Consider the following 14,087-nt stretch of genomic DNA (forward strand, 5'->3'; position numbering starts at 1 on the left):
GCGGACTTCACTCGGCATGACCATTTGTGGTCGTATTGGTCATCGCCGATATGCCGGACTCCGCGATCACCGCCGATCGGAAGGACGCGATGAGACCCGCGCGCAGCATCGCCTCACGTGTGTTCGCCGTGCTCCTGGTCGCGGCGCTGGTCGTCGGGGCTCTGGTCGCGGTCTTCCTCGTGATCGATGCGCAACGTGCCACGCACGCCGAGGCCGAGCGCGTCACCTCGACCGCTGCCGCGACGCTCGCCGTGTCGCCGCTCGTGGTCGCCGCGCTGGCAGCCGGTGACGACGTCGCAGCCACGCGCACGCTCGAGCCCTACGCCCTCGACGTGATATCGGATGCGGGTCTGGACTTCGTGACGATCATGACGCCGGACGGCACGCGCGTCACCCACCCCGACGTCGAGCAGATCGGGGCGACGTATCTGGGCACCATCCCGGAAACCTCCCGCACCTTCACGGAGGTGTTCACGGGCACGCTCGGCCCCTCGGTGCGTACGATCGTGCCGGTGCTCGCCGCCGATGGCGAACCGGTCGGCTGGGTGTCCGCCGGTGTGACGACCGAATCGATCTCCGACACGCTGGTCCGTCGCCTGCCCCTGTCCCTCGGCATCACCGCGGGGCTCGTGGCGCTCGGAGCCCTCGGTGCCTGGGCCGCCCGCCGATTCACCCGACGCATCGCGGGCGATCTTCCCCCTGGGCAGGTGCGCGATGCGGTCTCCTCTTACGAATCGCTGCGCACGCTCGGGGATGCGCTGCGCGCCCAGACGCACGAGCACGGCAACCGCATGCACACCGCGGTCGCGCTGCTCGAGCTGGGTCGCACCGACGAGGCGATCGGCATCCTGACCGAGACCTCGCGTCAGAGCCAGTCGCTCGTCGATCAGGTCACGGCGCGTCAGGCCGGCGACCCCACCGTGGGAGCGCTGCTGCTCGGCAAGGCGTCGCAGGCCAGGGAACGCGGGATCGACTGGCGCCTGCACATCGCTCCCGAGACACCGAGATCCCCGCTCTCGCCCGTCGACAGCGTGGCGGTGCTCGGCAACCTGATCGACAACGCCATGGACGCCGCGTCGACGGCGACCGAACGGTGGGTGGAGGTGACGCTCGACTCCACGCGCGACGGCGGAGTCCTCCTCACCGTGTCGGACAGCGGGCCGGGGATCGAGCCGGAGCTCCGGACCCGGATCTTCACGCACGGGTTCTCCACGAAACCGGCGGGCTCGTCCGGGCGCGGTGTGGGGCTCGCCCTGGTGCAGTCCGTGGTTCTCGACGCCGGAGGCTCGGTCGAGCTCGACTCGGACCCGACGACGTTCAGAGTCGTCCTGCCACCCGCGAGAGGACGGCGACACCCGTGATACGCACGCTCATCGTCGACGACGACGCGCTGACCCTGGAGCTCCACCGCTCATATCTTGCGAAGATCGACGGCTTCGTCGTCGCGGGAGAATGCACCGGAGCACGCGCAGCCGTGAGCGCCGTGCTCGAGCAGGCGCGCGACCGGCCCTTCGACCTCGTACTGCTCGACATCACGATGCCGGACGGATCGGGCATCGACGTCCTGCGAGCGCTCCGAGCCCGCGCGGCGTCGATCGATGTGATCGCGATCACCGGCGTGCGCGACGCCGAGACCGTGCGACAGATGGTGGCTCTCGGCGTCTACCAATATCTCGTCAAGCCCTTCCCGTTCGCGGTGTTCGAGGAACGTCTTCGCGCATACCGCGTGCACCGGGAGCAGGCCAGGTCGACGGCCGGTGAGGCGACCCAAGCGGAGATCGACGCCCTTCTCGGCCGCTCGACCGCACCCGTCTCGCTCCCGAAGGGCCTCGCGGCCGCGACTCTGCAGAAGGTCACCGCAGAGCTCCGCACGTCCGGTGCGCTGTCGGCGAGCGAGGCGGCCCAGCGGCTCGGGATGTCGCGGGTCTCCGTGCGTCGGTACCTCGAGCACCTCGCATCATCGGGGATCATCGTCCGGAGCCCCCGCTACGGTGCGCGCGGACGCCCCGAGACCGAGTACGAGTGGAACCGGCGAGTCGACGGACTCGACGGCACGAAGGGGCCATGACGTCGCCGTACGCTGCCCCTCGGGCATCGTCGGCGGCCACATGGCCCCGCTGTGCGGCCCGTCATCCGGGCTGCAGGATCTACTCCCCGGCGAGTCCGCCGAGCATGTGACCGAACGACCGGCCCTCTCCGAGATATGTCGCGGGGTCGTAGGGGTCCGCGGTCGCGGTGACCTCCCGCCGCGCGATCGCCTCGGCCAGCTCGCGCGCGCCCTTCTCCACGCGCTTGGCGAGAGGGGCGACGTCGTCGCCGCCTCCGCCCCAGTCGCTGGATGCGGCGAACACGCCCGTCGAGACCGCGTCGGCGTGCAGATACGCGAAGAGGGGGCGGATGGCGTAGTCGATCGCGAGCGAGTGCCGAGCGGTTCCCGCATTCGCGCCGATCAGCACGGGCTTCCCAGTGAGCGCATCCGGGTCGAGCACGTCGATGAACGACTTGAAGAGCCCGTTGTAGCTCGTGGAGAAGATCGGCGTGACCGCGATGAGGGCATCGGCCGAGACCACGGTGTTGATCGCGGTCTCGAGCGCGGGCGGCGCGAATCCGGTGAGGAGATTGTTCGTGATGTCGTGCGCATAGTCGCGCAGCTCGATCACGTCGACGCTCGCCTCGATGTCGTGAGCGGCGAGGGCCTTCACGGTCTCTGCCGAGAGTCGATCCGCGAGCATCCGTGTCGACGACGGGTTCGAGAGCCCGGCCGACACGACGGCGATGCGACGAGTGGTCATCTCACGCCTCCTTCCGGCTGAGTCCGAACGCTGCTCCCGCCGGAGCAGGAGAGTCCTGATAGGGCGAGTCGCCCGTGAGGTTGTCGCCGCGGTTGGCACCGGGACGAGCCTGGCGAGTCGGGCCGTCACCGAACTCCGCCCGCACGCGCGCGGCATGCGTGGGTGCATCCGGCACAGTCGAGGGACGGTCCTTCGCCATCTCGTTGCGCAGCACCGGCACGACCTCGGAGCCGAGGATGTCGAGCTGCTCGAGCACCGTCTTCAACGGCAGACCCGCGTGGTCGATCAGGAAGAGCTGACGCTGGTAGTCGCCGTAGTGCTCGCGCATCGCGGCGTAACGGTCGATGACCTGCTGAGGCGAACCGACCGTGAGAGGCGTCATCTCGGTGAAGTCCTCCATGCTCGGGCCGTGACCGTAGACCGGGGCGTTGTCGAAGTACGGACGGAACTGGTTCACGGCATCCTGCGACTTCGCCGCCATGAAGACCTGTCCGCCGAGTCCGACGATCGCCTGCTCGGGAGTGCCGTGTCCGTAGTGCGCGTAGCGCTGGCGGTAGAGCTCGATCAGACGCTGGTAGTGCTCCTTGGGCCAGAAGATGTTGTTGGCGAAGAAGCCGTCGCCGTAGTAGGCCGCCTGCTCGGCGATCTCGGGCGTGCGGATGGATCCGTGCCACACGAACGGCGCGACGCCGTCGAGGGGGCGCGGCGTCGAGGTGAAGCCCTGCAGCGGAGTGCGGAACTTGCCCTCCCAGTTCACGACGTCCTCACGCCACAGCTTGTGCAGCAGGGCGTAGTTCTCGATCGCGAGCGGAAGACCCTGCCTGATGTCCTGACCGAACCAGGGATACACCGGGCCCGTGTTGCCGCGTCCGAGCATGAGGTCCATGCGCCCATCCGAGACGTGCTGCAGCATCGAGTACTCCTCCGCGATGCGCACGGGGTCGTTGGTCGTGATGAGCGTCGTCGAGGTCGACACGATGAGCCGTTCCGTCTGCGCCGCGAGAGCAGCGAGGAACGTGGTCGGGCTCGAGGACCAAAACGGAGGGTTGTGGTGCTCGCCGATCGCGAAGACGTCGAGGCCGACCTCCTCGCTATGCCTGGCGATCGCCAAGGTCGCCTTGATGCGCTCCTGCTCGCTCGGCGTCACACCGGTGGTGGGATCGCGCGTGATGTCGCTCACCGACATGATGCCGAACTGCACCGGGACGCCTGACTGCTCGCTCATGATGATTGCTCCGTCTTCTCCGAATCGGATGCTCCGCACCCGTTTCTATTCATTTGAATGTATCTGAGTCAACGCCGTCGCTCCAACTTTATTCCCGGCGGTAGCCTCGGAGCATGCACAGCGACGGAGCCGCCACGACGAACCCCACCACAGGTTCGGTCCGGAAGCCCCGCAAGCGCGTCCCGTTCTGGGACAACGCGAGGTACGCCTGCATCGTGCTCGTCGTCCTCGGGCATGCGATCCAGCGCCTCACGTACGATTCGGACATCGCGCTCGCGGCGTATCTCGCTCTGTACGCCTTCCACATGCCCGCGTTCGCGATCATCTCGGGCTACTTCTCGAAATCCGGGTCGCCGACGCGCGTGCAGATGGCGAGGGTGATCACCGACATCCTCCTGCCGTACGTGATCTTCGAGTTCCTGTGGACACTCACCAAGTGGCTCGTCGAGGGACAGGCCGATCCCAACCTCACCACACCGTCGTGGACTCTGTGGTTCCTGCTGGCACTCGGCATCTTCCGCCTCGTCCTCCCCTACCTCGCACTGCTGCGGTGGCCGCTGCTGTGGACTGTCGTCATCTCGATCGGCGTGGGCTACCTCCCCAATGTCGACAGCACCTTCTCGCTCTCGCGGACGCTCGGTCTGCTGCCGTTCTTCGCGCTCGGGTGGTGGCTGCGCGAGCGCGACGTCGTCGATCGTCTCCGCCTGCTCGAACTCCGCCCGTGGTGGATCCGGGCCCTCAGCGTCGTGGTGCTCGGCGCAGCGGGATTCGCCGCCTGGCGGTGGATCGACGTCTGGGAGCAGATCGACCTGCGTCATTGGCTGTTCTACGAGGACGCGTACGCGGACCTCGGCGGAGAACAATGGTGGGCCGGCGGCGTCCGTGTCGTGCTGATGCTCCTCGCGGTCGTCCTGAGCGCTGCGTTCTTCGCCCTCATCCCCCGCGGCACCTTCTGGTGGACGAGGTTCGGGCAGTACACGATGTACGTGTTCCTGCTGCACTCGTTCGTGCTCTACCCGTTCCGCGAGACCGGAGTCCTGCGCGACCTCGACCCGACCTGGCTGTGGCTGCCGCTCGTGACCCTGCTGTCGGTGGTGCTCGCCCTCGCGCTCGCGACGAAGCCCGTGCGCACGCTCTTCCGACCGCTGGTCGAACCGCGGCCGTCCTGGCTCTTCCGAGACCCCGAACTGGCCAGACGGGAAGGCCACCGGAGCGACCCGACGGGCTCGCGTCGACCGCGCCAAGGACCAGCGGTTAGCCTGAAGGAGTGACGAGAGCCGCAGCGATCCGCGACCGACTCGTGGACCACGCGAACTCGTCAGGATTCGGCGCGCACGGTCTCCACGTGCTCGCGGGCGCCGATGTCGCCGAGCACCGGTGGACCGCCGACGTTCGCGAGGAGATCCACTCGGTCGCGAAGGGCGTATGCGTCCTGGCGGCCGGACTCGCGGACGCCGAGGGACTCGTCTCACTCGATGCGTCGATAGTCGAGTACGTGCCCGAGCTCGCTGTGGGCGACGGCGCTGAACGGATCACACTCCGCCGACTGCTCTCGATGACGAGCGGTGTGGATCTCGCCTGGTCGGAGACCCTGATGACCGACTGGCCGGACCTCGCCCAGGAGTTCCTGGCACGCCCGTCCCGTGGTCACGTATTCCAGTACTCCAATGCCAGCACCTACACGGCGATGACGATCCTCGCCTCGCGCACCGGCGACATCCTCGAGTATCTGCGTCCCCGGCTCCTCGACCCTCTCGGTCTCGGCGACATCCAGTGGGACCGTTGCCCCCGGGGGCGCATCGTCGCCGGCAGCGGCATCGCGATGCGGACCGAGGAGATGGCGCGCCTGGGCCGGCTGATCCGCGATCGCGGCGACTGGCACGGTCGCCGACTCGTGCCCGCCGAGGTCATCGACGCGATGCATGCGGACTGGGTCGACGCCGGTCGCAATCCCGGTTACGAACGCTACGCGCTGGCCGGATGGGACGGCCCCGGCGCCGTGTGGCGTCTGCACGGCGCATACGGGCAGCTCCTCATCTTCGGCGACGACGCCGTCGTGACCGTCACTGCAGACGACCATTTCGGCGCCGACGCCTTCGCCACCTTCGTCGCGGAAGCTCTCCGCTGCTGAACGCGGGAACTCAGTCGAAGAGTCCCGCCCCGACGAAGGATCCCGGCCGAGAGCCGCCCGGTACCGCCCAGACCCCCGATCCGACATGGGTGATGTATTCGTTCATCCGGTCCGTCGACAGCCGACGCTGCAGCGCGATGAACTGAGCGGGGTCGCGCTGGTAGGACAGGAAGAACAGCCCCGCGTCGAGACGCCCGAGGGCGTTGTTGCCGTCGACGTAGTTGAATCCCCGGCGGAGGATCCGGATGCCGTCGTTCTGCTCCGGATGCGCCAGACGGACATGCGCGTTCGGGTCGATCGCCGCCGCGCTGAAGTCCGGTGCGCTGAACTCGTCGCCGCCCGACAGCGGAGCCCCTTCGCTCTTGTCCCGCCCGACGATCGTGTTCTGCTCGGACAGGCGCACGCGGTCCCAGGTCTCGATCCGCATCGCGATCTTGCGCGCCACGAGGTACGACCCTCCGGCCATCCACTCCGGCCTGTCCGACGCCCCGGTCCAGACGTGCTCGTCGAGGGCGGCCGCGTCGTCGGCGAGGATGTTCGCCGTCCCATCCTTGAAGCCGAAGAGGTTTCGAGGCGTCGCCTGAGCCGATGTCGTGCGGGATGTCTTGCCGAACCCGAGCTGCGACCACCGCAGCTTGGCCCGACCGAAGGCGATGCGGCTGAGATTGCGGATCGCGTGCACGGCGACCTGCGGATCGTCCGCGCACGCCTGGATGCACAGGTCGCCGTGCGAGGCCTGCGGGTCCAGGCCGTCGCCCAGGAAGGCAGGGAGCCTCTCGAGCGGCCCAGGACGCAGAGAAGCGATGCCGTATCGGTCGCCCTCCTCGTTCTCGAACAGGCTCGGCCCGAAGCCGAAGGTGATCGTGAGGCCCGAGGCGGGCAGACCGAGGGCTTCACCCGTGTCGTCCGGCGGCACTTCGGCATCTCCCCCGACCGCGCCCGTCGCGCTGACCTCGAGCCCCTGCGTCATCCGGGAGGCCGCGTAGGTCCAGTCCTGGAGCAGGGTGATCAGGTCCTCGCGATCGGTGCGAGGCATCATGTCGTACGACGCGAAGTGCAGGTGCTCCTGCACCGGCGTCGTGATTCCCGCCTGATGCGCGCCGAAGAAGTCGTACGCACGGCGGGCATCCGCCTCGGCCCTGGCCCGTCCGAGCGCCACGCCGCCTGACAGGCCGGCGCCCACGCCGACGGCCAGCGATGCCACACCGCCGCCGAACGCGAGGCCCAACAGTCCTCGTCGGCTGAGACCCGCGGCCGGGGGTGCGGGAGCCTCCGACTCCGGCGCGGAGTCGACGGCCGCGTCCTTCGAGCTCTCGTTCACGTGTGAGTCCGTTCCCGCGGATCAGTCGAGGACTGTGCCGGTGAGCTGCGAGAGCGGCTCTGCGAGCGCGTTGATGAGATCCGTGAACTCGCGCTTGTCGGCATCCGTGAGAGCGGCGTACCCCACGAAGCCCTCGGCGAGAGTGCCGTGCGCCGAGAGCGAGTCCTCGAGAGCGGCGTAGCCTCCCTCGATCTCGGCCACGAGCGCGGCCCCCTCCCCGCCCTGTGCCGTGGCGAAGTCCTGCACGAGCGAGAACGCCATCTTCGACCCTTCGACGTTCGCCGCGAAGTCGTAGAGGTCAGTGCCGGACCACCAGTCCTCCTCGCCGGAGATCTTGCCCGTCGCGACCTCGTCGAGCAGTGCGATCGCACCGTTCGAGATGCCGCCGATCCCCTGGTCGTCGAGAGCCGCGGTGAAGTCGTCCGAATGCACGTAGTCGTAGAGCTCCTGCACGTCGGCGATCAGCTGGTCGCCGTACTCGATGCGCTCTTCCGCCGTCGACGGGGCCCACCCCTGCCACGCGGGCGTCTCGCCGTCGGCGTTCAGCGCATCCTGGGCCGGAACCCAGAGATCCTTCTCGATGCGGTGGAAACCTGTCCAGTCGAGGCCCTCGGCGACAGCGTCGACCTCCCGGTAGTCGATGCGCGGGTCGAGCGTTCCCAGCGCTTCCGCGACAGGCTCGATGCGCTCGTAGAATGCGCGCGTCTGCGGGAACAGAGTGCGGGCGGTCTCATCGTCGCCGGATTCGTATGCGGCGACGAGGTCGTCGACCGACGGGACCAGCTGACCGACCTGGTCCTTCACGAAGGCCGCATAGAGGTCGACCGCCTGCTGCTTCTGTTCAGCGTCCTCGCCCTCGACCGCCACCCGGTCGCCCGTCACCGTGAACGCAGACCGTCCGACGCCCTCGCCGATCATCCCGGGCTTGCACAGCGTGAAGTAGTCCCCCGGCTGAGCCACCACGGTGAGGGTGCGAGAAGCGGAAGGGGCGATGTTCTCGACCTCGCCGACGATGCGCAGGCCGTCATCGGCGAGCAGATAGAACTCGGAGGTCTGCGCGCTGTCGTTCTTCACCTCGAACGTGAGTGTGCCGCTCTTCGCCGTCGCCGCCGAGACGGCGCACGCGGAGTCGGTCGACGAGACCTCGAACGCCGCCCCGGACTCCGCGTCGCTCTTGGCGACGCATCCGCTGAGGATGAGTGCGGCCATGCCTGTCGCCGCGACGGCGCCGAGAATTCTCCGGGAGGTGGTCATGCTGCTCCTTGCTGGGTGAGGGTGGTGGCCGGCGAGGTCGCGTCTGCGACGGTCCGGGCGGGTGAAGCGGGTCGCCGCGGACGCAGCCCCCGCACGAAGAAGAGTCCGACGACGGCCATGTACACGGCCCAGGCGCCGACCTGGAGCCAGGTCATCCGCGGCATGAACCCGACAGTCGCCTGGAGGAGCGTGGCCCAGACGCCGCCGGGGGCCACCGCACCCGTCACGTCGAACGCCCATCCGAAGGGGAACGCCGCCCAGCCGAGAGCGACCGCCCCCGTGGCGGCGTCGATCGGTGCCGCCGCAGTGAACGGTCCTGGCAGGGCGCCGGCCTCCTGGAGGTCCATGATCGCGTACGCGAGCACGCCGGCCGCGACGACCACGAGGAATCCGCTGGTCCAGGTGAAGAAGCGTCTCAGGTCGAGGCGCACCGCTCCGCGTGCGATCAGCCACCCGATCACCACGGCGGCGAGAAGCCCGACCATCGCTCCCAGGAGAGCCGACGGCGCGTCGCCGAAGGATTGCACCATCGACCACAGCAGGAGCGTCGTCTCGATCCCCTCTCGAGCCACCGACACGAATCCGATCGCGATCAGCGCCCAGACGCCGCTCTGCGTGAGAGCGCGGTCGAGCCCGTTCTCGAGCGTGGCCTTCATCGTGCGCCCGGCTTTCTGCATCCAGAAGATCATCCAGGTGACCATTCCGACGGCGAGAAGCGAGAGCGATCCGCCGATCAGCTCCTGGGCCTCGAACGTCAGCGAATAGGCCCCGAACGTCAGGACTGCGCCGATGGCGAGCGCGAGCGCGATCGCGAGCACCACTCCGGCCCACAGCCTCGGCAGAGCGTCGCCACGTCCGAGCCGACGGAGATAGGCGACGAGGATGCCTACGACGAGTGCGGCTTCGAGGCCTTCACGAAGACCGATGAGAAGAGTGGCGAGCACGAGAGAACTTTCCAGCCTGACTAAGGTAAGGCATCCCTTACTCAGGAGACACTAGCATCCCTCGACGCGGAGCCCTGTACGTCGCCGCGCAGCTCGGAGTAATTCAGCGCAACACTGAACCATCTCGGATCGACCCGATCTACGCTCGGTGCATGGCTGATCTCTCGCTTCCCATCCTCGACCTGTCGCAGCTCGACGCCGGCCCCGAGGCCGCGGCCCGATTCCGCGACGATCTGCGCGCCGCCACGCACGACGTCGGGTTCTTCTACCTGACCGGCACCGGCATCTCCCCCGAGCTCGAGGCCCGGCTGCACCAGGCAGCGCGCGACTTCTTCGCACTCCATGACGAGGACAAGCTCGCGATCGAGAACGTCAAGAGCCCGCACTTCCGCGGTTATACGAGAATCGGCGGCGAACGCACTCAGGGCAAGGTCGACTGGCGTGAGCAGATCGACATCGGTCCCGAACGCGAGCCCATCGAGGGGGGCCCCGCCTTCAACCGCCTGGTCGGTCCGAACCTCTGGCCCGCCGCACAACCCGAACTCAAGGCGGTCGTCACGGAGTGGCACGACACCCTGACCGAGGTGGCGCACAAGCTGCTGCGTGCCTGGGCCGTCACGCTCGGAGCGGACGAGACGTACTTCGACGAGCCTTTCCGTGATCCGTCCACCCTGATCAAGATCGTGCGCTACCCGGGGACTCACGAACCGGAACCGCAGCAGGGCGTCGGCGCCCACAAGGACTCCGGCGTGCTGACGCTGCTGTGGGTCGAGCCCGGCAAGGGAGGGCTGCAGGTCGAGCGAGACGGCGAGTGGGTGTCTGCTCCGCCGATCCCCGGCGCCTTCGTCGTCAACATAGGTGAGCTCTTGGAGTACGCGACCGGTGGGTATCTGAAGGCGACGAACCACCGCGTCATCTCACCTCGCGCTCCCGAGGAGCGCATCTCGATCCCGTTCTTCTTCAACCCCGCACTCGACCAGCAGCTCCCCCTGCTCGAGCTTCCGGCCGACCTGGCGGCCGAGGCGACCGGCATCACCGAGGATCCGAGCAACCCGATCCACGCCACCTACGGAGAGAACGCCATGAAGTCGCGCCTGCGTGCGCACCCCGACGTCGCGGCGATCCACCACCCCGACCTCGTCGGGGCCACAGCCTGACGCCGGTCGCGACGCCGACCGCGGCGCACCCCGTGTACGACGAAGGCCGCCCCACACCTGGGGCGGCCTTCTCAAGAATGTTCTGCGCGATTGTACGCTGGCTCGCTCTGCCTTATCGGCGGAGGCCCAGGCGTGCGATCAGCGAGCGGTAACGCTCGATGTCGACGCTCTGGAGGTAGCCGAGCAGACGACGGCGCTGACCCACGAGCAGGAACAGGCCACGACGCGAGTGGTGGTCGTGCTTGTGCTCCTTCAGGTGCTCCGTGAGGTCCTTGATGCGCTGCGTCAGCATCGCGGCCTGCACCTCGGGGGATCCGGTGTCACCGGGGTGCGTCGCGTACTCTTCGATGATCGCCTTCTTGACGTCTGCTTCCAGTGCCATAGATTCGATCCCCTCTCTGCTTGTTGCGCGGCGCCCGACGCCTGATGCGAGGGCTCTCTTTATCCGCGGCCGATCGAACGGCAACCTCTGGAGTCTACCAGGCATCTGCTGCCCCCGAGAACGCAGAAGACCCCGGGCCTCGACGGGCCCGGGGTCCTCCGATCACGCGGGATCAGTCCTGCTGCAGCGCGCCCTGCAGGTCGAGGCTGATCGTGACGTCCTTGCCGACGAGCACTCCGCCGGTCTCGAGAGCCGCGTTCCAGGTGAGACCGAAGTCCTCGCGGTTGATGACCGTCTTCGCGGAGGCGCCGGCCTTGTAGTTGCCCCACGGGTCGGAGCCGAAGCCGCCGAAGTCGAGCTCGAAGCTCACCGGCTTGGTGATCCCACGGATGGTGAGGTCTCCGTCGACGAACAGCTCACCGTTCTCCGCGCGAGCGCCGGTCGAGACGAAGTCCATGGTCGGGAAGTTCTCGGTGTCGAAGAAGTCGGCCGAGCGGAGGTGCTGGTCGCGACCCTCGTCCTTGGTGTCGATCGAGGTGACGTCGACGCTGGCCTCGACGCGCGCGTCGAGCGGGTTCTCGGGAGCGATCAGCGTCGCGCTCTTGACGCCGAACGTGCCGCGCACCTTCGAGATCATCATGTGACGAACGCTGAAGGTGACCTCGCTGTGCGAGGGGTCGAGCACCCACGTGCCTGCGCGGTAGCCGGGAATGTCGATGGTCATGTCTTCTCCTGAAGAGATCAGCCGCTGACGCGGCGACGGATGAGGGGCCGCGTCCGCGGCATCACACGGAATAACTTACATGCACACGCATATATTCCCGCGCTTCTCCTGTCCCGGACACGACGAAGGCGCCGACCGAAACGGGTCGGCGCCTTCGAGGACGCTCGGATCAGCCGACGGCGACGAGGTCGATGATGAAGATCAGGGTCTTTCCGGACAGGAAGTGTCCCCCTCCGGTGGGGCCGTACGCGAGGTGCGGAGGAATCACCAGTTCGCGGCGTCCACCGACCTTCATGCCGGGGATGCCGTCCTGCCAGCCCTGGATCAGTCCGCGCAGCGGGAACTGGATGGTCTCGCCGCGGCCCCACGAGGAGTCGAACTCCTCGCCGGACTCGAACTCGACACCGGCATAGTGCACGGTGACGGTGTCCCCGGGCCGCGCCTCGGTGCCGTCTCCTTCGATGATGTCGCGAATCACGAGCTCCGTAGGAGCCGGACCGGACGGGGCGTCGAACTCAGGCTTTGTGCGATCAGTCATGTCCCCCATCCAACCTGAGCCGCCCGCGCCGGTCAACGCGATCGCTCCGCTGAGGGCGAAACCCCCGGAGCGCCGCCGAACGCGGATGCCGCTCGGCGACGGCGCCCCGGCCATCGCGGCAGACCTCTTGACAGCCGTACGACCCCGGGTGCACCCTGTTCGTAGACCAACTCAGCGCCCGGGAGACATGCAGGCATCGCCGCAGCACCGGGTGCTGAGTCTTGAATTCCGCGGGGTGGCTGCGCCGCTGAGCCCGCGGGTGTGCGGCCTCAGTACGCCAGCAGAGCGGCTCGGGCGGCGCGCGTACGGGCGAGGAGAGCCTGCTCGTCCGCAGGAGCCATCGGGTCGCGCCCGGTGATCGCCCGCTGACGCACAGAGGCGAGCGTCGTCGCGTCCTTGATGAATTCGCGCATCAGGGGTCGGCGATCGCCGCGCAACTGCGCCGCCCATCGGAGTCCGGTCTTGCGCCCCGCCGGAGTCGCGAGCATGACGACCTCCTCGGGAGTGAACCACCCGGCAGCCGCGTACTCGCTCAGACGGGCCTTCGTCACTCTCGCCTCCTCTCTCCGCAGCGCCACGACTCCCAGGATGAACGCGACGAACAGAGGCACCTGGAGGAGGAAGTACAGCAGGAAGAAGTTCGCGAAGGACGACCCGTTCCACAGCGCATGCAGCACGATCGCCCCGAGCAGACCGAGGATTCCCGCGCCGAGAGCAGCCCCTGTGGAGGCGTGGCGTCGTGCGGCCAGTCCGATCGCGAGACCCGTGAGAGAGGTGAACATCGCGTGCGCGAACGGCGACATGACGGCCCGCAGGATGAAGGTGACGGTCAGCTGGCCGCTGCCGCCCTCGATGAGGCTGATGGCGAAGTACTGGATGTTCTCGGTGAACGCGAACCCGGCACCCACCAGAGCGCCGTAGACCACGCCGTCGACGGGTCCGTTGAAGGATCGCCGCGCGATCAGGAACACGATGAAGACGCCGACGCCCTTCCAGAGCTCCTCCACGATCGGCGCCTGGACGACGGCGCTCGCCACCTCGCCGCGGTACCCGAGGACGAGGGTCAGGCCGAGGTCGACCAGCAGCGTGAGCCCCACGGCCGCGATCGCACCCCAGGCGATGGCGAAGAAGACGAGGGACTTGGGCTCGGGCTCCCATCGGTCGATCATCCGCACGACGAAGAACACGATGGCGAGCGGCACCAGGGCGAGGACGAGTCCCACGACCGAGGCGAACGTTCCGAGGAAGAGCCCGAAGTACGCGATCAGTCCGAGCATCAGCATGCCGAGGACCGCGAACAGGATGTAGAGGGTGACGCGTGCTCCGGATCGACCGGCCGGCAGAGGAGGCAGCCCCGGTGCCGGCGCCGGCGCGACGGGCGCCGGCGGTGAGTACGACGTCGGCTGCGCGAGCACCGACGCGTATCCCGGCTGCTGCGAGTACTGCGGCGGCACGTAGGTCGAACGCGCGAACTGCTCGGGTGAGTACTGCGGCGGATGCTGCGCCGGCGGCGGCGTGTACGGCGATGGCTGGGACGGTCCTCCGGAACTCATGTGAACGAGCATATTGGCAACAGACATCTTCATCCGCGTCTGGAGATTTCCTCCCGACATAACCGT

The 14,087-nt window shown here is 68.0% G+C and carries 14 protein-coding genes; 5 read left to right on the forward strand and 9 right to left on the reverse strand.

The window, feature by feature from the left end; translation table 11 throughout:
• Positions 1–89 precede the first annotated feature (89 nt).
• Together RWO82_RS00640 and RWO82_RS00645 are read left to right on the forward strand one after the other, a co-directional pair.
• Entirely contained in the window at positions 90–1,361 is a 1,272-nt protein-coding gene (locus tag RWO82_RS00640) for an ATP-binding protein (RefSeq protein ID WP_314422129.1), read from the forward strand.
• Positions 1,358–2,068, forward strand: a complete 711-nt coding sequence (locus RWO82_RS00645) for a response regulator (protein WP_314422130.1) — start codon at positions 1,358–1,360, stop codon at positions 2,066–2,068. Before RWO82_RS00640 ends, RWO82_RS00645 begins: the two co-directional genes overlap by 4 nt.
• 79 nt (positions 2,069–2,147) lie before the next feature.
• Here the strand turns inward: RWO82_RS00645 and RWO82_RS00650 are convergent, their stop codons facing one another.
• Both RWO82_RS00650 and RWO82_RS00655 read right to left on the reverse strand, forming a co-directional pair.
• On the reverse strand, positions 2,148–2,792 hold the full coding sequence (locus RWO82_RS00650; protein ID WP_314422131.1) for an FMN reductase: 645 nt from the start codon (positions 2,790–2,792) through the stop codon (positions 2,148–2,150).
• 1 nt (position 2,793) lies between these two features.
• Positions 2,794–4,017 (reverse strand): LLM class flavin-dependent oxidoreductase, encoded by a 1,224-nt coding sequence (locus RWO82_RS00655; protein WP_314422134.1) that lies wholly within the window; start codon positions 4,015–4,017, stop codon positions 2,794–2,796.
• Between the two features lie 113 nt (positions 4,018–4,130).
• Between RWO82_RS00655 and RWO82_RS00660 the strand changes: the two genes are divergently transcribed.
• Together RWO82_RS00660 and RWO82_RS00665 are read left to right on the forward strand one after the other, a co-directional pair.
• On the forward strand, positions 4,131–5,288 hold the full coding sequence (locus RWO82_RS00660; protein WP_314422135.1) for an acyltransferase family protein: 1,158 nt from the start codon (positions 4,131–4,133) through the stop codon (positions 5,286–5,288).
• Entirely contained in the window at positions 5,285–6,148 is an 864-nt protein-coding gene (locus RWO82_RS00665; RefSeq protein ID WP_314422136.1) for a serine hydrolase, read from the forward strand. Before RWO82_RS00660 ends, RWO82_RS00665 begins: the two co-directional genes overlap by 4 nt.
• Positions 6,149–6,158: 10 nt before the next feature.
• On the opposite strand, the gene efeB is transcribed toward RWO82_RS00665, so the two are convergent.
• The 3 genes from efeB to efeU are packed head-to-tail and all read right to left on the reverse strand — an operon-like array spanning position 6,159 to position 9,667.
• Positions 6,159–7,469 (reverse strand): iron uptake transporter deferrochelatase/peroxidase subunit, encoded by a 1,311-nt coding sequence (gene efeB / locus RWO82_RS00670; RefSeq protein WP_314422137.1) that lies wholly within the window; start codon positions 7,467–7,469, stop codon positions 6,159–6,161.
• Between the two features lie 21 nt (positions 7,470–7,490).
• Complete coding sequence (gene efeO / locus RWO82_RS00675) at positions 7,491–8,723, reverse strand: iron uptake system protein EfeO (protein ID WP_314422138.1); 1,233 nt, start codon at positions 8,721–8,723, stop codon at positions 7,491–7,493.
• Entirely contained in the window at positions 8,720–9,667 is a 948-nt protein-coding gene (efeU, locus tag RWO82_RS00680; protein WP_314422140.1) for an iron uptake transporter permease EfeU, read from the reverse strand. Before efeU ends, efeO begins: the two co-directional genes overlap by 4 nt.
• Before the next feature lie 152 nt (positions 9,668–9,819).
• Here efeU and RWO82_RS00685 point away from each other — a divergent pair, with 152 nt between their 5' ends.
• Complete coding sequence (locus RWO82_RS00685; protein ID WP_314422141.1) at positions 9,820–10,824, forward strand: 2-oxoglutarate and iron-dependent oxygenase domain-containing protein; 1,005 nt, start codon at positions 9,820–9,822, stop codon at positions 10,822–10,824.
• 112 nt (positions 10,825–10,936) lie between these two features.
• Here the strand turns inward: RWO82_RS00685 and rpsO are convergent, their stop codons facing one another.
• The 4 genes from rpsO to RWO82_RS00705 form a co-directional block, all read right to left on the reverse strand.
• Positions 10,937–11,206 carry a 30S ribosomal protein S15 gene (gene rpsO / locus RWO82_RS00690; RefSeq protein ID WP_017203073.1) on the reverse strand — a complete coding sequence of 90 codons (270 nt, stop codon included), beginning with the start codon at positions 11,204–11,206 and terminating at the stop codon, positions 10,937–10,939.
• A 172-nt stretch (positions 11,207–11,378) separates the two neighbouring features.
• The gene (locus tag RWO82_RS00695) at positions 11,379–11,930 is read right to left on the reverse strand and encodes a YceI family protein (RefSeq protein WP_314422142.1); all 552 of its coding nucleotides are present in this window, start codon (positions 11,928–11,930) and stop codon (positions 11,379–11,381) included.
• A 169-nt stretch (positions 11,931–12,099) separates the two neighbouring features.
• Positions 12,100–12,468 (reverse strand): FKBP-type peptidyl-prolyl cis-trans isomerase, encoded by a 369-nt coding sequence (locus RWO82_RS00700; protein WP_314422144.1) that lies wholly within the window; start codon positions 12,466–12,468, stop codon positions 12,100–12,102.
• 269 nt (positions 12,469–12,737) lie between these two features.
• Complete coding sequence (locus RWO82_RS00705; protein ID WP_314422146.1) at positions 12,738–14,021, reverse strand: PrsW family glutamic-type intramembrane protease; 1,284 nt, start codon at positions 14,019–14,021, stop codon at positions 12,738–12,740.
• Positions 14,022–14,087: the final 66 nt, after the last annotated feature.

This window comes from uncultured Microbacterium sp., assembly GCF_963521645.1.
Lineage (GTDB): Bacteria > Actinomycetota > Actinomycetes > Actinomycetales > Microbacteriaceae > Microbacterium.

What these genes read in the sequence shown, in the direction of transcription:
- RWO82_RS00640 (WP_314422129.1), top strand. Translation starts at nt 90, where the DNA reads ATGAGACCCGCGCGCAGCATCGCCTCACGTGTGTTCGCCGTGCTCCTG.
- RWO82_RS00650 (WP_314422131.1), bottom strand. Translation starts at nt 2,792, where the DNA reads ATGACCACTCGTCGCATCGCCGTCGTGTCGGCCGGGCTCTCGAACCCG.
- RWO82_RS00655 (WP_314422134.1), bottom strand. Translation starts at nt 4,017, where the DNA reads ATGAGCGAGCAGTCAGGCGTCCCGGTGCAGTTCGGCATCATGTCGGTG.
- RWO82_RS00660 (WP_314422135.1), top strand. Translation starts at nt 4,131, where the DNA reads ATGCACAGCGACGGAGCCGCCACGACGAACCCCACCACAGGTTCGGTC.
- efeO (WP_314422138.1), bottom strand. Translation starts at nt 8,723, where the DNA reads ATGACCACCTCCCGGAGAATTCTCGGCGCCGTCGCGGCGACAGGCATG.
- RWO82_RS00685 (WP_314422141.1), top strand. Translation starts at nt 9,820, where the DNA reads ATGGCTGATCTCTCGCTTCCCATCCTCGACCTGTCGCAGCTCGACGCC.
- rpsO (WP_017203073.1), bottom strand. Translation starts at nt 11,206, where the DNA reads ATGGCACTGGAAGCAGACGTCAAGAAGGCGATCATCGAAGAGTACGCG.
- RWO82_RS00695 (WP_314422142.1), bottom strand. Translation starts at nt 11,930, where the DNA reads ATGACCATCGACATTCCCGGCTACCGCGCAGGCACGTGGGTGCTCGAC.
- RWO82_RS00700 (WP_314422144.1), bottom strand. Translation starts at nt 12,468, where the DNA reads ATGACTGATCGCACAAAGCCTGAGTTCGACGCCCCGTCCGGTCCGGCT.
- RWO82_RS00705 (WP_314422146.1), bottom strand. Translation starts at nt 14,021, where the DNA reads ATGAGTTCCGGAGGACCGTCCCAGCCATCGCCGTACACGCCGCCGCCG.